The following is a 22672-nucleotide window of genomic DNA, read 5'->3' as shown; positions in this document are numbered from 1 at the left end:
CATTTCAATAAACAAGCTAAATATTAGTTTTGAAGCAAAAAACAGAACTACTATATATATAGTATAGATAATATTATATCTTTATAATAACAATATTATAAAATAATTCTCTAGTAATAAATTCAATAAATTGCATTCTGTATAATGCTATAACAATATGTTATCATTTCTTATTAAATTTGGTAAGATCTTACTATGTTACGTATTACTAAAGAAGCTTTAACCTTTGATGATGTTATGCTCCTTCCTGCATATTCTATAGTATTGCCTAATAATGCATATTTAGGTACTCAATTAACTACAAAAATAAAACTAAATATTCCTATTTTATCTGCAGCTATGGATACTGTTACTGAATCTAGATTAGCTATTGCTTTAGCACAAGAAGGAGGTATAGGTTTTATTCATAAAAATATGTCTATACAGTACCAAATAGAAGAAGTAAAACGTGTTAAACGTTATGAGAGTGGTGTTGTAATTAACCCACAATGCGTTACTCCTGATACAACACTATTAGAAGTAAAGGCATTAACTACTCGTAATGGTTTTGCTGGTTATCCAGTAGTAACTAATAACAAAAAATTAGTTGGTATTATCACTAATCGTGATGTTCGTTTTATTACGGATCTAAACTTACCAGTAGCTACTGTTATGACTCCTAAAGAAAGATTAGTAACAGTCACCGCAGTTGAGTCACGTGAAGTAGTATTAATGAAAATGTACGAAAAGCGTATTGAAAAAGCTCTAGTAGTTGATAATAAATTTAACTTATTAGGTATGATTACTGTAAAAGATTTCCAAAAAGCTGAAAGAAAACCGAATGCTTGTAAAGATCAACATGGTCGTTTACGTGTAGGAGCAGCAGTTGGTGCAATTGATTACGAACGTATAGAAGCTTTAGTAGCTGTAGGTGTTGATGTTCTGCTGATTGATTCTTCACATGGTCATTCGGAAGGAGTACTACAAGGTATACGTCTAGCTCGCGCTAAATATCCTGAACTTGATATCATAGGAGGTAATGTTGCCACTGGAGCTGGTGCGCTTGCACTAATAGACGCAGGAGCTAGTGCTGTAAAAGTTGGGATAGGTCCTGGTTCAATATGTACCACTAGGATTATTACAGGCGTTGGTGTACCACAAATTACCGCTATTGCGGATGTCGTAGAAGCACTTAAAGGTACTAATATACCAGTTATTGCAGATGGTGGGATTCGTTTTTCAGGCGATATAGCTAAAGCAATTGCAGCTGGTGCTCATTGTGTTATGGTTGGTTCACTACTAGCTGGTACAGAAGAATCACCGGGAGATATTGAACTATATCAGGGTAGGTCATTTAAATGTTATCGTGGTATGGGTTCAATTGGAGCTATGTCGCAAGGTGCTTCTTATCGTTATTTCCAAAACGATCAAGTCGCCAATAAGCTAGTACCAGAGGGTATCGAAGGACGTGTAGCATATAAAGGAAGCTTAATAGAAATAATTCATCAGCAAATAGGAGGATTACGTTCATGTATGGGATTAACTGGTTGCGCTACTATTGAAGAGTTACGTACTAAGGCAGAATTTGTGCGTATTAGTGGTGCAGGAATTAAGGAGAGCCATGTCCACAATGTTGATATAACTAAAGAACCTCCTAACTATCGGATGGGCTAATTTAGTTTAGCTTTAGAATAAATATTCTAATATTAATACTTATTATGACATGATAGAAAATATCTATACATCAAGAATTCTTATTCTTAACTTTGGTTCTCAGTATGCTCAATTATTAGTTCGTCGAGTACGTGAATTAGGAGTATATTGTGAACTTAGAGCTTGGGATATAACTGAAGCACAAATACGTGAGTTTGCTCCTAATGGAATTATTCTTTCTGGTGGTCCAGAAAGTACTCTAACAATAGATAGTCCTCGAGCATCACCATATATTTTTATGGCTGGCGTACCTGTATTAGGTGTTTGCTATGGCATGCAAACAATAGCTATACAACTTGGTGGAAAAGTAAATCAGGATATGCTAAGACGCGAATTTGGTTATGCTCAGGTAGTTATAATAGCTGATAGTCCGCTAACAAGAAACATTCAAGACCTGATCAATAATAATCAACCAATATTAAATGTATGGATGAGTCATAGCGATAATATAACCTCTATTCCACCAGATTTTATTATTGTTGGTAGAACTACTACTTGTCCATTTGCTATTATTGCTAATGAAAAAAAACGTTTTTATGGTATACAATTTCACCCTGAAGTTACTCATACTTGTCAGGGACATAATATACTAAAACGCTTTGTACTAGATATATGTTCTTGTCAAGGAAGATGGACACCTAATAATATTAAAGAAAACATAATTAACCATATTAAAGAACAGGTAGGTAAAGAAAATGTAGTTCTAGGATTATCAGGTGGTGTCGATTCTACAGTAACAGCAATGTTACTACATTATGCTATAGGTGTGAATCTTACGTGTATTTTTATTGATAATGGCTTACTGCGCTATAATGAAGCAAGTAATATACGAGAAATATTCAGTAAGAACTTGAGCCTGAATATTATTTATGTTAGATCTGAAGATCGTTTTTTGAGAGCACTAGCTGGTATTTATAATCCTGAAGAAAAAAGAAAAATTATCGGAAGATTATTTAGTGAAATTTTTGAAGAACAAGCTAGAAGCTTAACCAAAACAGCAACTTGGCTAGCGCAAGGTACTATATATCCCGATATAATAGAATCTGCTATATCTCATGTTAGTTTAACTAATGTGATAAAATCACATCATAATGTAGGTGGTTTGCCTAATACTTTAAATTTGAAGCTCATAGAACCTTTAAAAAACTTATTTAAAGATGAAGTACGTAAAATAGGTTTAGAACTTGGATTACCGTTTCATATGCTTTATCGTCATCCTTTTCCAGGACCTGGATTAGGAATAAGAATATTAGGAGAAGTAAAAAAGGAAGATTGTGATTTGCTACGGAAAGCAGATTTAATTTTCATAGAAGAACTTTATAAGGCTAAACTCTACTATAAAGTAAGTCAAGCTTTTGCGGTTTTACTACCTATATATTCAGTTGGAGTGATGGGTGATAGCCGTAAATATGAAAGAGTCATTTCACTTCGTGCAGTAGAAACAATTGATTTTATGACTGCTAATTGGTCTCATTTATCTTATGATTTTTTAGAACTGGTATCTAATCGTATTATTAATGAAATTGATGGTATATCTCGTGTAGTATATGATATTTCAGGTAAACCACCTGCAACTATTGAATGGGAATGATACTTCTAAGTAGTATGTGATATATGAGCAAAAATAAATATTTCTTATTAAGAAGAACATAGTTTAAACTATTCTATATATAGCTAACTAAACTACTAAATATATCTAGATTTAATAAATTGCTCCATAATAATATTTAAATTAGATCCTAATAGATAAAGGATTTATCATGAAAAAGATAAATAATATCTTAAGTATTGCTGGGACTGATCCTAGTAGTGGAGCAGGGATTCAAGCAGATTTAAAGACTTTTTCCGCTTTAGGTACTTATGGGGCTTCAGTTATTACATGTATTATTGCTCAAAATACATATGGCATACAGGCAATATATCCTCTTAGTGGAGATTGTGTTACTGAACAACTAAATTCTGTTTTTAATGATATACAAATTGATAGTGTTAAAATTGGCTTATTATGTCAAGCAACTACTATTCGTGTAGTTTCTGCTCTTCTCGAAAATCATTCGATTCCTTGGATAGTATTAGATACTGTTATGAAAGCTAAAAGCGGTGATCAACTTCTAGCTAAAGATGATATTAAGATTTTACAAAATAAATTATTACCACTTGCATCTATTATTACGCCAAATTTACCAGAAGCAGCGGTATTATTAGGTTGTAAACTTGCAAAAAATGAGGATCAGATGTGCCTACAAGGTAGACAACTATTAAATTATGGTTGTAAAGCTGTGTTAATGAAAGGAGGACACTTAATAAGCATTGATAGTCCTGACTGGTTAGTTACTTCTGAACAAGAGGTACGTTTTACTAGTCCACGTGTACAGACTAAAAATACCCACGGTACAGGATGTACTTTTTCTGCTGCTATTGCAGCATTACGTCCACGTTACGATAATTGGAAGCAAACAATAGAAGTTGCAAAAAATTGGTTACAAAAAGCAATATTACATGCAGATAAACTACATGTAGGACAAGGAAAAGGACCAATTCATCATTTCTATAAGTGGTGGTGATATAATCATATTATATAAAAATTATAATATATACCATCTTAATTCTAATTTATTTAGATAAATTAATTTTATTTTTAACTAAACAATTAGATTATTTATGATATATTTTGATATAGATATATAATCTATATAATAATTATATTTGTTATTATAGTACTATGGATAAATATCTTAAACGTCAAAGTATACGAGATAATGTTCGTATGCAACGTCGTATGTTAACTAAAAAACAGCAATATCAATATGCTAAAATGCTTGCATTAAGAGCATTAAAAGATAAAAGAATCCAACGAGCAAATAAATTAGCAATATTTTTATCTTTTGATAATGAAATTAATACTAATTTATTAATTAATATGTTATGGAAAGAAACTAAAATAGTTTATCTACCTGTATTACACCCTTTTGCTCCTGGTCATTTACTTTTTATGCAATATAACCCTAATACACCATTAGTAATTAACCGTCTTAACATTTATGAACCACAGTTAGATGTAACAACATTATTATTACTAAACCAGCTAGATATTTGCTTTATTCCACTAGTAGCTTTTGATAATTATGGTAATAGACTAGGTATGGGTGGTGGTTTTTATGATCGTATGTTATACTCTTGGTATACGGGTGAGTTTACTTTTTGTCCAATTGGTTTAGCTTATGATTGTCAATATCAAACAGAAGCTATACCTACTGAAAAATGGGATATCCCTTTGCCAGAAGTTATTACTCCTTCTTGTCATTGGCATTGGAATATAGCGTTAAAATAATACTAATTACCCAGTAATTATTCGGGTAATCTTCTTAATTAAGAAGATAGATCTATTTGATAGATCTACTTATTTCTTCAATACCCAGATCACTGCTAATAAGTGCTATATCAGCACAACGATTAGCAAAAAGCCCAACAGTAACAACACCTGGTATATTATTAATAATTTTTTCTAATGCAATAGCATCTAAAATTTTTAAGTTATATATATCTAAAATAATATTACCATTATCAGTTATGACACCTTGACGATATTTAGGTAAACCACCGGTCAAATGCACTAATTCTCGTGCTACCCAAGCATGGGCCATTGGAATTACTTCAATAGGCAAAGGAAAGTTGCCTAAAATATCAACTTGTTTGCTAGTATCTGCAATACAGATAAATTTATTTGCTGCAGCTGCAAGAACTTTTTCACGTGTTAGAGCTGCACCACCACCTTTTATCATCTGCATATTACTATTTATTTCGTCAGTACCATCAACGTATATATCTAAACCATCTACATCATTTAGGTTAAAAAGTAGTATTCCCATACTTTTTAGCTTAGTAGTTGACTGTTCAGAACTGGATACTACACCTTCAATTTTATGCTTTACTGTACCTAGTGCATCGATAAAGTGATCAGTAGTAGAACCTGTTCCTACCCCAATAATCATCCCAGAACTTACATATTCTAATGCTGCCCAGCCAACAGCTTTTTTGAGCTTTTCATGCATCATGATTTTATTTTTTCTATTTTAAAATGAAAGAGAAAATAAATTAATAATATCATTATTAATATCTTTTATTAACTGAAACTATGCTTGTTAGTGTATATTTAATGATTGTTTATTTGGTTATTCATATAAGAATATGTATGCTTATAATAAATTAATAGCATTAAGTTCTTGAAAAGCTAATTTAATTCGATTAACCATAGATATTTGTCCAGCACGAATCCAAACACGTGGATCATAAAACTTTTTATTTGGTTTATAAGCATCATGTATATTACCTAATTGACTTTGTAGATAACCTTTGTTTCTCTTATAATATTGTAAAATACCGTTCCAAGTAGCCCACTGAATATCTGTATCAATATTCATTTTAACTACACCATAACCAATAGCTTCTTTTATTTCTTCTATAGAAGAACCAGAACCTCCATGAAAAACGAAATTTAGATAATTATCCGGTAGTTTAAATTTTTTAGAAACTAGTTTCTGAGATTGATAAAGGATTTTAGGCTGAAGTTGTACATTACCTGGCTTATAAACACCATGTGTATTCCCAAAAGTTGCTGCAATTATAAATCTTTGGCTAATATTTTGTAATTTTTCATAGGCATAAGCAACGTCTTTAGGTTGTGTATATAACATTGATTGATCTATATTACTATGGTCAATACCATCTTCTTCTCCGCCAGTACATCCTAATTCTATTTCTAATGTAAGGTTGATTTCATCCATTTTAGTTAAGTATTCTGTACTAATGTTTATATTATCTTCTAATGATTCTTGAGAAAGATCTATCATATGTGAGGAAAAAAGAGGCTTACCTGTAGTAATAAAATATTTTTTATCAGCTATAAGTAGCTCATCAAGCCAAGCTAAATTTTTTTTTACACAATGATCAGTATGTAACATTACAGGAATATTATAATGTTCGGCTATATAATGTACGTATAATGCTCCGGATATGGCTCCTAATACTGCTGCATTTTGTTTTATAGGATTAATACCTGTACCAGCCATAAAAGCAGCTCCTCCATAGGAAAATTGTATAATAAGAGGGGCTCTTACTTTAACAGCTGCTTCTAATGCCGCATTGATAGAATCTGTATTTATACAGTTAATAGCTGGTAAAGCCAATTTATTCTCTTTTGCTATAGCAAATACTAACTGAACATCATCACCTGTAATTACTCCAGGTTTGAGGAAAGCAAAAATTTTAGACATTATTTGTAATCCTTCATCTTTAAATTAAGATGAATACATTATAAACATAGTAGTTAACTAGCAGTTATATGAAATAGTCTAATTATTTTTGTTACGTTCTATGAGCATAGCTACTGCAGGCAGAGTTTTACCTTCAATAAATGATAGAAAAGCACCTCCACCGGTTGAAAGGTAGGAAATCTTATCATTAAGATTAAAATAATCTATAGCAGCTAGTGTATCTCCACCACCAGCAATAGAAAAAGCATTACTGCTAACAATAGCATTAGCTAATATTTTAGTACCTTGACGAAAGTGAGTCAATTCAAATGCGCCAACTGGACCATTCCATAGAATGGTTTTGGCTTGTTGTAATATTTTTGCAAATCTATTAGCAGATTCATCACCGATATCAAAAATTTTTTCATTATTACCGACTTCTCGGATATGCTTTAAAGTTGCAGCATTATCTAATTCCTGAGATACACGTACATCGGTAGGTAATAAAATATTTTTATATTTTAGTAACTGTTTTGCTTTATTAATTAAATTTGGTTCTAATAAAGATTGGCCAACATTATAACCTTGTGCTGCAAGGAAAGTATTTGCAATACCGCCACCTACTATTAGGTGATCAGATATTTTAGATAGTTTATTTAACAACATTAGTTTTGTCGAAACTTTTGAACCACCAACAATAGCAACCATTGGACGTACCGGTTGATTTAAAGCTTTACTTAGTACTTCTAACTCATTGTATAATAATAAACCAGCACAAACTAGAGGAGCATATTTTGCTATGCCATAAGTTGAAGCATGAGCTCTATGAGCAGTACCAAAAGCGTCCATAATAAATATATCACATAATGCTGCATATTGTTTAGCTAGTGTTTCATCATTCTTTGTTTCACCTTTATTAAAACGAACATTTTCTAGCACTAACAGCTGTTTTTCTGTGAAACTAATCCCATTTAGGTAATCTTTTATGAGCCTAACTGGAATTGATATTTTTTGTTGTAGATAATTAACTACTCTATATAGAGATAAATTCTCATCGTATTGACCTTCAGTAGGTCTACCTAGATGAGAAGTAACCATTACACTTGCAGCTCCTTGTTTGAGTACTGTTATTATAGTAGGTAAGGATGCATTAATACGCGCATAAGAAGTAATTTGCCCATCTTTGATGGGTACATTTAAATCAGCACGAATTAAAACACGCTTATTCTTTAGATTTAAATCTGTTATTTTAGTTACTGCCATTATTAGTTCTCTTTTTTAAAATAGTTAAATAATGTTAAAAAATTAACTTAATGTGAGTAATAGCTCAATATTTTGGAGCTGATTTTTGAAGATAACTAATAAGATATATATATAAATGTATTACACCTAAATTTATTAAATCTTTCTAAGATTTTTAATCTATACTTAGAATTATTATTCTGATAATTAAATAATATTAATGTATAATATATGTAAAATATATACTATAATAGTCATTTTCACTTAAGCAAAATTATTATTTTTGTTATATATGCTTATATTGTTAATATTACAGTTCAGCTAATTAAATTAGAAATAATTATATTATTGTCTTACTAATTGATTAATTTAATTAAATAATTAGTAAAAAATAAAGAAAAATTGTTTTTCAATAAAAATATGCATAATATATTTTTACTGTTGTACAAACGAAAAACAACAGAGCAAATAAGGAGCTTTTAATGTACGCAATTTTTCAAAGTGGTGGTAAACAATATCAAGTAAAAGAAGGTCAAACTATCCGCCTTGAAAAACTAAATGTTGCAACAGGTAGTACTATTGAGTTTCATGATATCATGATGATTAATGATGAAGATAATATTTATATTGGTGATCCTATTCTTCATAATAGTAAAATTACGGCAAAAGTAATTGCTCATGGTCGTAGTAAAAAATTACATATTATTAAGTTTCGTCGTCGTAAACATTTTCGCAAACATCAGAGTCATCGTCAGTGGTTTACTGACCTTGAAATTATTAATGTTAGTTATTAAAAGAAAGCATAATTATGGCACATAAAAAGGCTGGTGGTTCTACACGTAATGGTCGTGACTCAGAGAGTAAACGATTAGGTGTAAAAATTTTTGGTCATCAAATAGCAAAAGCAGGTAGTATTATTATTCGTCAACGTGGAACGAAATTCCACCCTGGAACTAACGTAGGATGTGGTAAAGATCATACTCTTTTTGCCCTAACTAAAGGAAAAGTGCACTTTCAAACTAAAAAAGGTAATCGTAAGTTTATAAGTATTATAACAGAATGATAATAAATACTAATTTATCGATAAATATAATAGTCAATTCATAAAATTTAAATGAAATTTATTGATGAAGCAACTATTATAGTTGCTGCTGGTGATGGTGGTAATGGTTGTATAAGTTTTCGTCGTGAAAAATATATCCCTTTTGGTCCTGCAGAAGGCGGAGACGGTGGTAATGGTGGTAACGTATGGTTACAAGCAGATGAGAATCTAAATACCCTTATTGATTATCATTTTCAACATAATTTCCATGCTGAAAATGGAAAACATGGACAAGGAAAAAATTTTACTGGTAAATGTGGTAAAGATCTTACTATTAAAGTTCCTATTGGTACTAGAGTTGTTGATCAGAATACTAATGAAATACTTGGTGATTTAATAGTACATCAACAGTACTTATTAGTTGCTAAAGGTGGATTACGAGGGTTAGGTAATAATCATTTTAAATCATCTGCTAATTGTACACCACGCAAAAAAACTAATGGAACTAAAGGTGAGATTCGTAGGCTACAGTTAGAGTTAATATTATTAGCTGATGTTGGGTTATTAGGTCTACCTAATGTTGGTAAGTCAACATTAATTCGAGCTGTATCTGCTGCAAAACCTAAGGTTGCTAATTATCCCTTTACCACTCTAGTTCCTAATCTAGGGGTAGTACAAGTTCATAAGAAGCAAAGTTTTATTATTGCTGATATTCCAGGATTAATTAAAGGTGCTGCAGATGGTGCAGGTCTTGGTATTAGATTTTTAAAGCATCTAGAACGTTGTCGAATTCTTTTGCATCTTATTGATTTAGCACCTGCTGATCAATCTTCTCCTGTAGAAAACGCTTCCATTATTATAAATGAGTTAAAGCGTTATAGCGAAAAGCTAGCTACTAAACCAAGCTGGTTAGTTTTTAATAAATTAGACTTAATCGATAAAAGAGAAGCTCTTAATATAGCGCAAACTATTAGCGATGCTCTTAACCAGAAACATAACTATTACCTTATTTCAGCAATGAATCATCAAGGTATTAAAACTTTGTGTAGAGATATAATGTTATTTATAAATAAAAACAAATAATACTAACATTTAGTTTTGCTGATAAAGATCTTTATATAGCTGATGTTCAAAACATATTAATGGTATTTTACGTGCTGATATATTTTTAGTAGAAGTAGTATACCCAGATAAATATTGAACGAAAGCCAAACGTTGGCCACGAGAAGTAGTTAAAAAACCAGCTAAATTGTAGACATTTTGCAATGAACCAGTTTTAGCTGATAGTTTACCATATACTCCTGCTTTATGTAGGCTAGTACGATATGTAAGTGTACCATCATAACCAGCTAATGGTAGCATAGAAATAAAATTTAATTGTTTATCATGTTCTCCTATATATTGGAGAATACGCATCATTATAGCAGGAGAAATGAGATTATGGCGTGATAAACCAGATCCATCAACCTGAATAGTATTACCAAGGTTTATGCCTGTTTGCTGTTGTATAATTTTGCGAACAGCGTCAGAACTAGTACTCCAGTTACTAGGAGCTTGAAAAAATTCATGACCTATTATACGAAAAACCGTATCTGCGATCAAATTATCAGATTTTTTTAGCATTATATGTAATAAATTATGTAATGGCGCAGACGATGATTGTACAAGAACATGACTTTGTTTTTTAAGTATATTTTTATGTAAAATAGTACCATTAAATACTATATTTGCCTGTTTAAATTCTTTCTGTAAGATAGAACCTACATAGTATGCTCCATCCTGTACTGCAAATGTTAATGGTAGTGGTTTATTACGGTACGTCATACAGCCAGTTAATTTAAAACTATTTAGTTTATCAGGTATAATATTAAGTTTACAGTATTCTTTTGATCGGCTTGCAAGCGTGCGTACTTGACTAAATATATGTACAGGATAGTAAGAAGAAATCTTAATATTAGCCTTATCACCTATAGTCTTTCCGCTGTAAAGTAAAATACTAAAGCAGTTATGATCAATAATAGCAGCTCCTGGTGGAGTACTAAAGCATTTAGTTAGATCACTCCATCTCCAACCTGGAGCTCTATCGTCATTAATAAATATTGATGTATCGATGATTAAGTTGCCTGTTATTTGTTTAATGCCTTCTTTACGTAGTTTTGCAACCATAACACGTAATCTTTTACTTGTCATAGTTGGATCACCGCCAAAACGAGCAATTAAGTCGCCGTGCAATATTCCTGTAGTTGGCAAAACAGCTGTTTCAAAGAAAGTTTGAAAACGATAAGTAGGTCCTAGTTGTAGTAATGCTGCTAGCGCAGTTAATAATTTTATTGTACTAGCAGGTTGTGATAACTGCTGACTATGATAATCAATAATAGGATATTGAGCTCCAACTTTTTGTACCATAAGCGCTAGATTAGTGCCTTTTGGTAAAAATGAAATATATTTTTTAATCGTAGTAGCTTGTGCTGAAAATGTTACAACACTAATCAAACATATAATAATTTTTGTAAAACGCATAATTTTAGGTATAAAAATAAATATAACTTACTGTCATACTAAGGTGAGAATGGGTATAAAGTAAACGATAACCGCAAATTGAAACTATAATTTCTAATATTAATTTGATTAACATAAGACTATAAATATACCTAATTAATCTAATTTATATAAGATTCTTCCTTAAAGAGTATGGTATACATCGAAATGTAAAGGTATCATTATGAATCAAATACCCATGACTTTACGCGGGGCTGAACAACTACGAGAAGAACTAAATTATTTGAAAAATGTACGTCGTCCTGAAATTATTCGCAATATTGCAGAAGCTCGTGAATATGGAGATCTAAAAGAAAATGCTGAATATCATGCAGCACGCGAACAGCAAGGGTTTTGCGAAGGTAGAATCCAAGAGATTGAATCTAAGCTTTCTCATGCACAGATTATTGATGTTACTAAACTATTTCCTAGTGGAAAAGTAGTTTTCGGTGTCACAGTTAGCGTACAGAATTTAAATATTAATGAGGAACAGACTTATCGTATAGTTGGTGATGATGAAGCAAATTTTAAACACAATCTCATTTCTATTAGTTCACCAATAGCTCGTGGCTTAATTGGTAAAAAAAAAGGTGATATTGTTTTAATAAAAACACCTAGAGGTGAAGTCAAGTACCAGATTTTAAAAATTGAATATCTTTAATAAGATAAACGAATGTTAGTATTATAAATTAATATCTTAGTATAGATCTTGCTAAGATACTGGATATAATAGTATCTTTTATCAGTATTTTTTATATTTTTAACTTTATTTTCCCCAGTAAATAAGTAATTTTATTTTTTTACAGGATAAAATATATATAAAATGCTATTTTATATATAGTCATATTACCTTTTATATTGTTCCATAGTATATTATGTAAGTAAAATACCCTATATATTAGTTTTGCATCCCTATTTTCTATTAATATAGAGTTATATGTGTGCTAAAAAACGTTCTGCTAGTTCTAATCGCTGGCTCCAAGAATCTTTAAAAGATAAATATGTTGTGCAAGCACAAAAAAAAGGACTACGTTCACGTGCTTGGTTTAAACTAGATCAAATACAAAAAAGTGATAGGTTATTTCAACCATACATGACTATTATAGATCTTGGTGCAGCACCTGGTAGTTGGTCACAATATGTAACTACTCAAATTGGAAAAAATGGGCATGTTATTGCTTGTGATTTACGTTATATGTCTCCTTTATCTGGAGTGGATTTTATCCAAGGAGATTTTTGTAATAAACAAGTATTACAAGCAATACTTCAACGATTAGAAAACAAAAAAGCACAGGTAATATTATCAGATATGTCTCCTAATTTTAGTGGGAAACCAGAGATAGATATACCAAAATCGATGTATCTAGTAGAAAAAGCATTAAAAATGTGCCGGTATCTTTTAATACCTGGTGGTACTTTTATAGTAAAAGTATTTCAGGGAGATGGTTTTTATGAGTATATATGTAGCATGCATGCCTTATTTAATACAGTAAAGATTATTAAACCAGATGCTTCACGTTCACGTTCTCGTGAAGTTTACCTTATAGCAAAGGGGCACAAAATATAATACTCTCTAATATAAATTGTTAAAGTTGTTTTAATATGAGGTTAATTCCTTGAGTGACATGGCGAAGAACCTAATTCTTTGGTTAGTCATCGCAATAGTGCTGATGTCATTATTTCAAAACTTCGGGACTAGCGAATTAAATAGACGCAAAGTAGATTACTCGACTTTTATATCCGAATTAAATCAAGATCAAGTTAAAGAAGTACATATTAATGGTCGTGAAATTACCGTAATAAAAAAAGATAGTCACCAGTATATTACTATTATACCTGTTAATGATCCTAAGCTACTAGATATTCTTTTGACTAAGAATGTCAAAATAGTTGGTGAACCACCAGAAGAACCTAGCTTACTAACTTCAATATTTATATCATGGTTCCCAATGCTATTACTCATTGGAGTCTGGGTGTTCTTTATGCGGCAAATACAGGGAGGTGGTAAAGGAGCAATTTCTTTCGGAAAAAGCAAAGCACGTATGCTAGCAGAAGATCAAGTTAAAACTACTTTTGATGATGTAGCTGGTTGTGATGAAGCAAAAGAAGAAGTTAGTGAACTAATAGATTATCTACGAGAACCCAGTCGTTTTCAAAAATTAGGTGGTAAAATACCTAAAGGCATATTAATGGTTGGTCCTCCTGGAACTGGTAAAACATTACTAGCTAAAGCTATTGCTGGAGAGGCAAAAGTGCCATTCTTTACAATATCTGGTTCAGATTTTGTTGAAATGTTTGTCGGTGTTGGAGCATCACGCGTACGTGATATGTTTGATCAAGCTAAAAAAACATCACCATGTATTATTTTTATTGATGAAATAGATGCTGTTGGTCGTCAACGGGGAACAGGACTAGGAGGTGGTCATGATGAACGTGAACAAACTTTAAACCAAATGTTAGTAGAAATGGATGGTTTTGAAGGTAATGAGGGAATTATTATTATCGCAGCTACTAACCGACCTGATGTATTAGATCCAGCATTATTGCGACCTGGTCGTTTTGATCGTCAAGTAGTAGTTGGTTTACCAGATGTACGTGGTAGAGAACAAATTCTTAAAGTACATATGCGTCGTGTTCCGCTTGCATCTGATATAGATGCTTCTATTATAGCACGTGGAACACCAGGTTTTTCTGGAGCTGATTTAGCTAACTTAGTAAACGAAGCTGCACTTTTTGCTGCTCGATATAGCAAGAATGTTGTCTCAATAGCGGAGTTTGAAAAGGCAAAAGATAAAATAATGATGGGTACTGAACGTAGATCTATGGTAATGACTGAAGCACAGAAAGAATCTACGGCATATCATGAAGCAGGTCATGCGATTATTGGTCGTTTAGTACCAGATCATGATCCCGTACATAAGGTTACTATTATTCCTCGTGGACGTGCTCTAGGTGTTACTTTCTTCCTGCCAGAAGGAGACATAATTAGTGCAAGTCGTCAAAAACTAGAAAGTCAAATTTCTACTTTATATGGAGGACGTTTAGCAGAAGAGATTATTTATGGTTCAGCTAAAGTTTCTACTGGAGCCTCTAATGATATTAAAGTTGCTACTACAATTGCTCGTAATATGGTTACTCAATGGGGTTTTTCAGATAAATTAGGTCCTTTATTATATATAGAAGAAGAAAATGAAGTTTTTCTAGGTCGTTCCGTCGGGAAAGGAAAACATATGTCCGATGAAACTGCCCGTATTATTGACCAAGAAATTAGATTAATTATTGAACGTAATTACCTACGTGCACATACATTACTTGTTAAAAATATAGATATACTACATGCAATGAAAGATGCACTTATGAAATATGAGACTATTGATGCTATTCAAATTGATGATCTAATGTCACGTAAATCTTCAATACGTCCACCAGCTGGTTGGGATATAAAGAAGTTAGATAATGACTATCGTAATAATATTAACTGTCAAGCTATGCATACTATATCTAGTTAAAGTTAATAAGTATCATGTACATAGTCTCTTCTTCTATTATAGATTATGGATAATTAATAATTATATCTAACATTAGCTAATATTAACTAAATATAAATTATGTTTTCTATGGATCAAGAGAAATCTACTAAAATAATAAGTAATGAACGTAAGTTAGATTTATCTGTTACCCAAGTTATGGGTATTTTAAATGTTACTTATGACTCTTTTTCTGATGGTGGTAAATATCATACTCTTTCAGCAGCTATTGATCATGCTGCTATTATGGTTGATGCAGGTGCTAAAATTATTGATGTTGGTGGAGAATCTACTCGTCCTGGGGCTAATATTATTGATGCTAATGAAGAAGTAGAACGGGTAGTACCAGTTATTACTGCGTTAGTAAAACGTTTCGATGCCTTAATATCAGTCGATACTTCTAAGGCACTTGTTATACGTGAAAGTGCAGCAGTTGGGGTACATTTAATCAATGATGTACGCTCACTTAGTGAACCTGGAGCAATAGAAGCAGCAGCTATTACTAATTTACCAATATGCATAATGCATATGCAGGGAGAACCACTAACAATGCAGCAAGAACCCTTTTACCGTGATATTTTAACGGAAATAAAAGCTTTTTTTTCAGAAAAAATTAATCGCTGTGAAGCACATGGTATTAAAAAGAATAGACTAATTATTGATCCAGGTTTTGGTTTTGGAAAAAATGTAGAACATAATTATAGCTTACTCGCTAGACTAACAGATTTACATTGTTTTGGTATGCCTATACTCGTAGGTATGTCACGTAAATCAATGATAGGACATCTTATGAATAACCTACCTCCTCAACTACGAGTATTAGGCAGTGTAGCCTGTGCAGTAATCGCTGCTATGCAAGGTGTGAAAATTATTCGTGTTCACGATGTTAAGCAAACTATTGAAGCACTACGTGTAGTAAATGCTACACTATCCGCCAAGAAAAAGTTTTTTATATGAAAAAAAAAAGATATTTTGGTACCGATGGTATTCGCGGTAAAGTAGGTGATAATCCGATCACTCCTGAATTTATCCTAAAGCTTGGTTGGGCAGCTGGTAAGGTATTAGCTCGTCACGGTTCAAATAAAATTATTATTGGTAAAGATACACGTATCTCTGGTTATATGCTCGAGTCTGTTTTACACGCAGGGTTAGCATCGGCTGGTCTGTCTGCTGTTTTTACAGGGCCGATACCTACGCCTGCTATCGCTTATCTTACTAAAACTTTACGAGCTGAGGCTGGTATTGTTATTTCAGCTTCCCACAATCCATTTTATGATAATGGTATTAAATTTTTTTCTATTGAAGGTACTAAGATTCCAGATGCTATTGAACAAGCAATAGAAGCTGAATTAGGAAAAAAACTGATATGTGTTGCATCAGCTAAGCTTGGGAGAATTAGTAGAATAGATGATGCGGCAAAACGCTACATAGCGTTTTGTAAAGGTACTTTTTCAGAATCTATTAGTCTTAATGGTTTAAAAGTTGTTGTTGACTGTGCAAATGGAGCAACTTACCAAATTGCGCCAAATATATTACGTGAATTAGGAGCTAAAGTAGTAGCTATAGGTTGTCAACCAGATGGTATGAATATCAATAAAGATTGTGGTACCACAGATATACGGAAGTTGCAGCATAGGGTATTAGCAGAAAATGCTAATATTGGTATTGCTTATGATGGCGATGGAGATAGGATGATCATGGTTGATCATTTAGGGTATAAAGTAGATGGAGATCAAATAATATATATTATAGCACGTGATAAAATGCAACAAGGTAAACTAGTAGGTGGTGTTGTTGGTACTCTAATGAGTAATATGGGATTAGAGTTATCATTAAAACGATTAGGGATTCCATTTATACGGACTAGTGTAGGAGATCGTTATGTACTTAATAAGATGCAGGAGACAGGTTGGCGTATTGGTGCTGAAAACTCTGGGCATGTAATTTTGCTGGACCATAATACCACTGGTGACGGTATTATAGCTGGACTACAAGTATTATCCGCTATGGTAAATAATAGCATGACTCTACATAATCTATGTAGAGATATACAGTTATTTCCTCAAAAATTAATTAATATATGTTTAACTAGTAAATATAACCCACTAATATCAACAACAGTCATACATGCATGTAAAGTAGCTGAACAAGAGTTAGCGAAGCATGGAAGGATATTAATTCGTAAATCCGGCACGGAAAATATAATTCGAGTTATGGTAGAAGGTAAAGATGAAAATCAGGTAACGGACCTAGCAAATTATATAGCAGATGCTGTAAAAGCATCTAGCTAATATTTCTTGTTTATTACTCATACTTTAGATAAAATGTTATTTTTCTTGATTAAGACTAATTCAAGATATAGTATTCCTATACATAGGAAAGTAAAAATTGTATGTATCATACTTTGTTAGTAGTCTTTTTCTTAGTTGCTATTAGTTTAGTAGCACTTATTATATTACAGCAAGGTCCTGATGATATAGATAATTCTTTTGGTCTTGGGGCCTCCAAAACTTTATTTGGTTCTAGTGGATCTAGTAACTTTATAACACGTATGACTGCATTTATGGCAGCCATATTCTTTTTACTTTGTCTATTATTAAGTATTATTTGTAATAATAAAAAACCTGTATTAAATAGTATTAATACTACTACAAATGTGGTAAGTGAATAATTTTTACTAAAATTTACTTCTATACTAGAAGTAGCATTAAAAAATACTTGTTGATTATTAAGAAAAACCGAGGTGGTGAAATTGGTAGACACGCTACCTTGAGGTGGTAGTGCTTACGATATAAAGCTTACGGGTTCAAGTCCCGTCCTCGGTACCAGGTACATTAAGATAATGTTTGATTTATTACTTGTTATTAACATATAATAACTCCTTATTACGCGGGATGGAGCAGTCTGGTAGCTCGTCGGGCTCATAACCCGAAGGTCGTTGGTTCAAATCCAACTCCCGCAACCACTTATTTTTAAAGAATTCAGATAGAAATTATAAAAATCTCTAGTAAATGTTATTTATTATTATATATTATTAATAAATGCCCCGAAATATCGGGGCATTTGTTTTTTTGTTTATCCAGAACATAAACAGACTAGCAGCCTATTTAGCACTATTTAGCAGCGTAAAAGTTAGTATAGTATTTTAATATTTTACTGAGGCAACTAGGATGAATAAAGAAATTCTTGCTGTTGTTGAAGCAGTATCTAATGAAAAATCTGTTCCGCGAGAAAAGATTTTCGAAGCACTTGAGACAGCTCTAGCTACTGCGACAAAAAAAAAATATGAACAAGAAATTGAAGTTCGCATTAACATCGATCGTAAGTCTGGTGATTTCGAAACGTTGCGTCGTTGGCTAATAGTAGAAAAAGTAACCCAGCCAACTCGCGAAATAACGCTAGAAGCAGCAAAATTTGATAACCCAAATGCACAAGTCGGTGGTTACATTGAAGATATAATTGAATCAGTTACATTCGATCGTATTACGACTCAAACTGCTAAACAGGTTATTGTACAAAAAGTACGAGCTGCTGAACGAGCAATGATTATTGAGCAATTTCGTAAGTATAAAGGTCAAATACTAATAGGTTTAGTGAAGAAAGTACATCGCGATAACATGAGTATTGATATAGGAAATAATGCTGAAGCTATTATTAATCGTGAAGATATGTTACCACGTGAGAATTTTCGTATTGGTGATCGTATACGAGGAGTACTTTATTCCATACGTCCGGAAGTACGTGGTACACAGTTATTCGTTAGTCGAACTTGTCCAGAAATGCTAGTAGAGTTATTTCGCATCGAGGTACCAGAAATAGGTGAAGAATTAATTGAAATTAAGGCTGTTGCTCGTGATCCAGGCTCCCGAGCCAAAATTGCGGTAAAAACAAATGATAAAAGAATCGATCCTGTTGGTGCATGTGTAGGTATGCGAGGTGCACGTGTACAAGCAGTGTCTAGTGAACTAGGCGGAGAACGCATTGATATTGTTTTATGGGATGATAATCCGGTTCAGTTTGTGATTAATGCTATGGCTCCTGCGGATGTTGCTTCTATAATAGTAGATGAAGATACACAAATAATGGATATTGCGGTAGAAGAAAGTAATCTTGCTCAAGCTATAGGTCGTAATGGACAAAACGTTCGTTTAGCTTCTCAGCTAAGTGGATGGGAACTAAATGTAATTACATTATCTGAGATGCAGGAAAAACATAGAGCTGAAACCTCTGCTGCTATTGAGATTTTTACTAAAACCCTTAATATCAATGAAGAATTAGCTACAATTCTTATAGAAGGAGGCATCTCTTCGCTTGAAGAGCTTGCCTATGTACCTATTAAAGAATTACTAGTTATAGATAAATTAGATGAAAATATAGTCGAAGAATTACGGAAAAAAGCAAAACAAGCTATTACACAGCTTACTATTACTATGCAAGAAAATAACCTAGCAAAAAAACCAGATCAAGACTTATTAGAATTATCAAAACTTGAACGTCATATTGCTTTTAAATTAGCTGCTCGTGGTATATGCACATTAGAAAATCTTGCAGAACAAGGCATAGATGATTTATTAAATATTGAAGGATTAAGCAGTGAGCAAGCAGGAGAACTAATTATGGCAGCACGTAAGATTTGCTGGTTTGGTGACCAAGTGTAATAACACGTAGCATGGAAAAAAATAACATGAAAAATGTAACCGTAAAATCGCTTGCCGTAGAAATGCAAATTTCTGTAGATCACCTAGTACAACAGTTTTCTAATGTTGGTTTTCATAAAACAGCTAGAGATTATGTAACTCAACAGGAAAAAGAAACCTTACTAGCATATCTTAAATATGAACTTAGTAACACACCATTAACTTTACAACGTAAAACACGTAGTACATTAAATATTGCTAGTACTAGTGGCAGAAGTAAATCAGTACAAGTAGAAGTACGTAAAAAACACATATATATACAACCTGTAGCTCATGATTCAATCCTAACAATTAAAGAAAATATTCTACCAAATAATACACAAGAAGTGAAAAATAATGCGGAAGCGTCTCCAAAAACAAAATTTATACTCACACCAAAGCAACAGAGTAAAATAGCCAAAAATAATATTGTGAATAACCAGAATAACCTGATTAAAAAATCAAGACAAATATCAGAAAAAGCTATTTTAGAAGCTAAAGCAGCAGAGTTAAAACATCAAGCTGAAGAGGAAACTCGTCGTAAGGTAGAAGAAAAAGCGCGCCAAATTGCTGAAGAAGCACGCCAATTTGCTGAACATAATGATAGCATTTGGATGACAACACCAGAATTAGCCGAAGACGACACGATTGATGATAATCTTAGCAATTATCACTACGCTAGTATAGTAGAAGACGAGAATAATAGAAAAATAGAAAATGAACGCCGGACTAGAGGAAATAAAGTTTCAAAGCAAAAAACTTATCGTTTATCTGAGTTTAAAAAAAATCGTGAAGAAGCACGAGCTGTTGGACGTAGTAGTAAAAGCCAAAGCAAAAGAAAATCAAGTACTCTTATGCAGGTATTTAACAAACCTTCACAGGTAATTAACCGTGATATAGTTATCGGAGAAATGATAACTGTTGCAGAATTAGCTAATAAAATGGCTGTTAAGGGTTCACAAATTATTAAAAAGTTAATTCAATTGGGTGTAATGGCAACTATTAATCAAATAATTGATAGAGAAACAGCACAACTAGTTGCCGAAGATATGGGTCATAAGGTGATTTTACTACGTGAAAATGAGCTAGAAGAATCAATTATGAAAGATCGCAAGATAGATTCTTCTGTAGATAATGCAGAATCACGAGCTCCAGTTGTAACTATCATGGGTCACGTAGATCATGGTAAAACTTCATTACTCGACTATATACGTTCAACTAAAGTAGTTGCTAGCGAAGCTGGTGGTATTACTCAACATATTGGTGCTTACCATGTAGAAACTGATAGAGGTATGATTACTTTTCTTGATACTCCAGGACACGCAGCTTTTACAGCTATGCGGGCTCGTGGAGCTAGGACAACGGATATTGTTGTGCTAGTTGTTGCAGCAGATAATGGAGCAATGCCACAAACAATAGAAGCTATACAGCATGCTAAAGCAGCAAAAGTTCCAATTGTTGTTGCGGTTAATAAAATTGATAAAAAGGAAGCTAATCCAGAAAATATCAAAAACGAACTTACTAAGCATGGTATTATTCCTGAAGAATGGGGAGGACAAAATCAATTTGTTAATATATCAGCTAAATATGGCACGGGTATTAATAATTTACTAGATGCTATCTTGCTACAAGCTGAAGTATTAGAGCTAAAAGCTATTCGTAATGGTATAGCTAGTGGTATTGTTATTGAATCTTTCTTGGATAAAGGGCGTGGTCCAGTAGCAACTATATTAGTGCGTGAAGGTACTCTTCATCATGGTGATATGATTCTATGCGGACTAGAGTATGGTCGTGTACGTGCTATGCGTGATGAACAAGGTCGCCATTTATCTACTGCTGGTCCTTCTGTTCCAGTAGAAATCCTAGGTTTATCAGGTGTTCCAATAGCTGGTGACGAAGCTATGGTAGTTCGTGATGAGAAGAAAGCTCGTGAAGTAGCTCTATATCGTCAGGGTAAATTTCGTGAAGGAAAATTAGCCAGAAAACATAGTGCTAAATTAGAAAATATGTTCACTAATATTAGTGAAGGTGGCATTTTAGAATTAAATATTATATTAAAAACAGATGTACAAGGTTCAGTTGAAGCGATTAATGATGCACTAGAACAACTTTCAACGGAAAAAGCAAAGGTAAAAATAATAGGTTCTGGTGTTGGTGGCATAACTGAGACGGACGCTACTCTTGCGGCTGCTTCTAATGCTATATTAATAGGGTTTAATGTTCGTGCTGATGCCTCTGCTCGACGTATAATTGATAAGGAAAATCTTAATATACATTACTACTCGGTTATTTATCACTTAATTAATGAAGTAACACAAGCTATGAATGGTATGTTAACGCCTGAATATAAACAAGATATTATTGGTTTAGCAGAAGTACGTAATGTTTTTAGTGTTCCTAAATTTGGCTTAATTGCCGGTTGTATGGTAATAGAAGGTATAGTTAAGCGCCATAACAATATCCGAGTAATCCGTAATAATATTATTATTTATGAAGGTGAGTTATATTCTTTACGTCGCTTTAAAGATGATGTCAATGAAGTTCGTAATGGTATGGAATGTGGTATTGGGGTAAAAAATTATACTGATATTCGTACTGGTGATATAATTGAAGTTTTTAAATTAATTCCGATTATAAAATCGAGCAATTAATTACTAATTTAGTATCTTACTGCCTTTGTGCTTATCTATATTATATATGCCA

19 protein-coding genes and 2 tRNA genes are annotated in these 22672 nt (G+C 32.6%); 17 read left to right on the top strand and 4 right to left on the bottom strand.

The genetic code is table 11. The annotated features are described in order from the left end of the window. The first annotated feature begins 195 nt into the window (after positions 1–195). From guaB to BCI_RS03210, 4 genes are all read left to right on the top strand, one after another. On the top strand, positions 196–1653 hold the full coding sequence (guaB, locus tag BCI_RS03225) for an IMP dehydrogenase (protein WP_011520807.1): 1458 nt from the start codon (positions 196–198) through the stop codon (positions 1651–1653). Between the two features lie 49 nt (positions 1654–1702). Continuing rightward, entirely contained in the window at positions 1703–3283 is a 1581-nt protein-coding gene (gene guaA / locus BCI_RS03220; protein WP_011520806.1) for a glutamine-hydrolyzing GMP synthase, read from the top strand. Positions 3284–3452: 169 nt separating this feature from the next. After that, positions 3453–4256 (top strand): bifunctional hydroxymethylpyrimidine kinase/phosphomethylpyrimidine kinase, encoded by an 804-nt coding sequence (gene thiD, locus BCI_RS03215; protein WP_011520805.1) that lies wholly within the window; start codon positions 3453–3455, stop codon positions 4254–4256. Between the two features lie 158 nt (positions 4257–4414). Next, positions 4415–5023 (top strand): 5-formyltetrahydrofolate cyclo-ligase, encoded by a 609-nt coding sequence (locus BCI_RS03210; RefSeq protein WP_011520804.1) that lies wholly within the window; start codon positions 4415–4417, stop codon positions 5021–5023. A 52-nt stretch (positions 5024–5075) separates the two neighbouring features. Here the strand turns inward: BCI_RS03210 and rpiA are convergent, their stop codons facing one another. From rpiA to BCI_RS03195, 3 genes are all read right to left on the bottom strand, one after another. Then, on the bottom strand, positions 5076–5747 hold the full coding sequence (rpiA, locus tag BCI_RS03205; RefSeq protein WP_011520803.1) for a ribose-5-phosphate isomerase RpiA: 672 nt from the start codon (positions 5745–5747) through the stop codon (positions 5076–5078). A gap of 141 nt (positions 5748–5888) precedes the next feature. Continuing rightward, a complete protein-coding gene (gene fbaA, locus BCI_RS03200; protein ID WP_011520802.1) occupies positions 5889–6965 on the bottom strand; it encodes a class II fructose-bisphosphate aldolase in 1077 nt (358 codons plus the stop codon). A 78-nt stretch (positions 6966–7043) separates the two neighbouring features. Continuing rightward, complete coding sequence (locus BCI_RS03195; protein WP_011520801.1) at positions 7044–8207, bottom strand: phosphoglycerate kinase; 1164 nt, start codon at positions 8205–8207, stop codon at positions 7044–7046. 461 nt (positions 8208–8668) lie between these two features. On the opposite strand from BCI_RS03195, the gene rplU reads away from it, so the two are divergent. Genes rplU through cgtA form a run of 3 tightly spaced genes read left to right on the top strand, consistent with a single transcriptional unit; the run spans position 8669 to position 10311 of the window. Then, positions 8669–8980: a 50S ribosomal protein L21 gene (rplU, locus tag BCI_RS03190; RefSeq protein WP_011520800.1), complete on the top strand. Its 312-nt coding sequence runs from the start codon at positions 8669–8671 to the stop codon at positions 8978–8980. Between the two features lie 14 nt (positions 8981–8994). Continuing rightward, complete coding sequence (rpmA, locus tag BCI_RS03185; RefSeq protein ID WP_011520799.1) at positions 8995–9249, top strand: 50S ribosomal protein L27; 255 nt, start codon at positions 8995–8997, stop codon at positions 9247–9249. Positions 9250–9300: 51 nt separating this feature from the next. Continuing rightward, complete coding sequence (gene cgtA / locus BCI_RS03180) at positions 9301–10311, top strand: Obg family GTPase CgtA (RefSeq protein ID WP_011520798.1); 1011 nt, start codon at positions 9301–9303, stop codon at positions 10309–10311. 9 nt (positions 10312–10320) lie between these two features. Here the strand turns inward: cgtA and dacB are convergent, their stop codons facing one another. After that, a complete protein-coding gene (gene dacB / locus BCI_RS03175) occupies positions 10321–11748 on the bottom strand; it encodes a serine-type D-Ala-D-Ala carboxypeptidase (protein ID WP_011520797.1) in 1428 nt (475 codons plus the stop codon). A 202-nt stretch (positions 11749–11950) separates the two neighbouring features. Here dacB and greA point away from each other — a divergent pair, with 202 nt between their 5' ends. The 10 genes from greA to infB all read left to right on the top strand — a co-directional run bounded on the left by greA (position 11951) and on the right by infB (position 22620). After that, positions 11951–12427: a transcription elongation factor GreA gene (gene greA, locus BCI_RS03170; RefSeq protein ID WP_011520796.1), complete on the top strand. Its 477-nt coding sequence runs from the start codon at positions 11951–11953 to the stop codon at positions 12425–12427. Between the two features lie 276 nt (positions 12428–12703). Then, positions 12704–13333 carry a 23S rRNA (uridine(2552)-2'-O)-methyltransferase RlmE gene (gene rlmE, locus BCI_RS03165; protein ID WP_011520795.1) on the top strand — a complete coding sequence of 210 codons (630 nt, stop codon included), beginning with the start codon at positions 12704–12706 and terminating at the stop codon, positions 13331–13333. A gap of 58 nt (positions 13334–13391) precedes the next feature. Continuing rightward, the gene (gene ftsH, locus BCI_RS03160) at positions 13392–15275 is read left to right on the top strand and encodes an ATP-dependent zinc metalloprotease FtsH (RefSeq protein WP_011520794.1); all 1884 of its coding nucleotides are present in this window, start codon (positions 13392–13394) and stop codon (positions 15273–15275) included. A gap of 108 nt (positions 15276–15383) precedes the next feature. Next, the gene (gene folP / locus BCI_RS03155) at positions 15384–16250 is read left to right on the top strand and encodes a dihydropteroate synthase (protein ID WP_011520793.1); all 867 of its coding nucleotides are present in this window, start codon (positions 15384–15386) and stop codon (positions 16248–16250) included. Beyond that, the gene (glmM, locus tag BCI_RS03150) at positions 16247–17584 is read left to right on the top strand and encodes a phosphoglucosamine mutase (RefSeq protein WP_011520792.1); all 1338 of its coding nucleotides are present in this window, start codon (positions 16247–16249) and stop codon (positions 17582–17584) included. The genes folP and glmM overlap by 4 nt, the downstream gene beginning before the upstream one ends. A 101-nt stretch (positions 17585–17685) precedes the next feature. Then, positions 17686–17964 (top strand): preprotein translocase subunit SecG, encoded by a 279-nt coding sequence (gene secG, locus BCI_RS03145; RefSeq protein WP_011520791.1) that lies wholly within the window; start codon positions 17686–17688, stop codon positions 17962–17964. A 66-nt stretch (positions 17965–18030) separates the two neighbouring features. Beyond that, a tRNA-Leu gene (locus BCI_RS03140) sits at positions 18031–18121 on the top strand. A gap of 60 nt (positions 18122–18181) precedes the next feature. Next, a tRNA-Met gene (locus BCI_RS03135) sits at positions 18182–18258 on the top strand. 205 nt (positions 18259–18463) lie between these two features. Then, the gene (gene nusA, locus BCI_RS03130) at positions 18464–19951 is read left to right on the top strand and encodes a transcription termination factor NusA (protein ID WP_011520790.1); all 1488 of its coding nucleotides are present in this window, start codon (positions 18464–18466) and stop codon (positions 19949–19951) included. A gap of 26 nt (positions 19952–19977) precedes the next feature. Next, complete coding sequence (infB, locus tag BCI_RS03125; RefSeq protein ID WP_011520789.1) at positions 19978–22620, top strand: translation initiation factor IF-2; 2643 nt, start codon at positions 19978–19980, stop codon at positions 22618–22620. The last annotated feature ends 52 nt before the right edge of the window (positions 22621–22672 follow it).

This window comes from Baumannia cicadellinicola str. Hc (Homalodisca coagulata), assembly GCF_000013185.1.
GTDB classification, from domain to species: Bacteria; Pseudomonadota; Gammaproteobacteria; order Enterobacterales; family Enterobacteriaceae; genus Baumannia; species Baumannia cicadellinicola_E.
Note: the sequence above shows the minus strand (reverse complement) of the source record. Positions and strands in the feature narration are given on the sequence as shown.

What these genes read in the sequence shown, in the direction of transcription:
- rplU (WP_011520800.1), top strand. Translation starts at nt 8,669, where the DNA reads ATGTACGCAATTTTTCAAAGTGGTGGTAAACAATATCAAGTAAAAGAA.
- folP (WP_011520793.1), top strand. Translation starts at nt 15,384, where the DNA reads ATGGATCAAGAGAAATCTACTAAAATAATAAGTAATGAACGTAAGTTA.
- BCI_RS03210 (WP_011520804.1), top strand. Translation starts at nt 4,415, where the DNA reads ATGGATAAATATCTTAAACGTCAAAGTATACGAGATAATGTTCGTATG.
- secG (WP_011520791.1), top strand. Translation starts at nt 17,686, where the DNA reads ATGTATCATACTTTGTTAGTAGTCTTTTTCTTAGTTGCTATTAGTTTA.
- infB (WP_011520789.1), top strand. Translation starts at nt 19,978, where the DNA reads ATGAAAAATGTAACCGTAAAATCGCTTGCCGTAGAAATGCAAATTTCT.
- BCI_RS03195 (WP_011520801.1), bottom strand. Translation starts at nt 8,207, where the DNA reads ATGGCAGTAACTAAAATAACAGATTTAAATCTAAAGAATAAGCGTGTT.
- nusA (WP_011520790.1), top strand. Translation starts at nt 18,464, where the DNA reads ATGAATAAAGAAATTCTTGCTGTTGTTGAAGCAGTATCTAATGAAAAA.
- ftsH (WP_011520794.1), top strand. Translation starts at nt 13,392, where the DNA reads ATGGCGAAGAACCTAATTCTTTGGTTAGTCATCGCAATAGTGCTGATG.
- rpmA (WP_011520799.1), top strand. Translation starts at nt 8,995, where the DNA reads ATGGCACATAAAAAGGCTGGTGGTTCTACACGTAATGGTCGTGACTCA.
- fbaA (WP_011520802.1), bottom strand. Translation starts at nt 6,965, where the DNA reads ATGTCTAAAATTTTTGCTTTCCTCAAACCTGGAGTAATTACAGGTGAT.
- dacB (WP_011520797.1), bottom strand. Translation starts at nt 11,748, where the DNA reads ATGCGTTTTACAAAAATTATTATATGTTTGATTAGTGTTGTAACATTT.
- thiD (WP_011520805.1), top strand. Translation starts at nt 3,453, where the DNA reads ATGAAAAAGATAAATAATATCTTAAGTATTGCTGGGACTGATCCTAGT.
- rpiA (WP_011520803.1), bottom strand. Translation starts at nt 5,747, where the DNA reads ATGATGCATGAAAAGCTCAAAAAAGCTGTTGGCTGGGCAGCATTAGAA.
- guaA (WP_011520806.1), top strand. Translation starts at nt 1,703, where the DNA reads ATGATAGAAAATATCTATACATCAAGAATTCTTATTCTTAACTTTGGT.
- glmM (WP_011520792.1), top strand. Translation starts at nt 16,247, where the DNA reads ATGAAAAAAAAAAGATATTTTGGTACCGATGGTATTCGCGGTAAAGTA.
- rlmE (WP_011520795.1), top strand. Translation starts at nt 12,704, where the DNA reads ATGTGTGCTAAAAAACGTTCTGCTAGTTCTAATCGCTGGCTCCAAGAA.
- greA (WP_011520796.1), top strand. Translation starts at nt 11,951, where the DNA reads ATGAATCAAATACCCATGACTTTACGCGGGGCTGAACAACTACGAGAA.
- guaB (WP_011520807.1), top strand. Translation starts at nt 196, where the DNA reads ATGTTACGTATTACTAAAGAAGCTTTAACCTTTGATGATGTTATGCTC.
- cgtA (WP_011520798.1), top strand. Translation starts at nt 9,301, where the DNA reads ATGAAATTTATTGATGAAGCAACTATTATAGTTGCTGCTGGTGATGGT.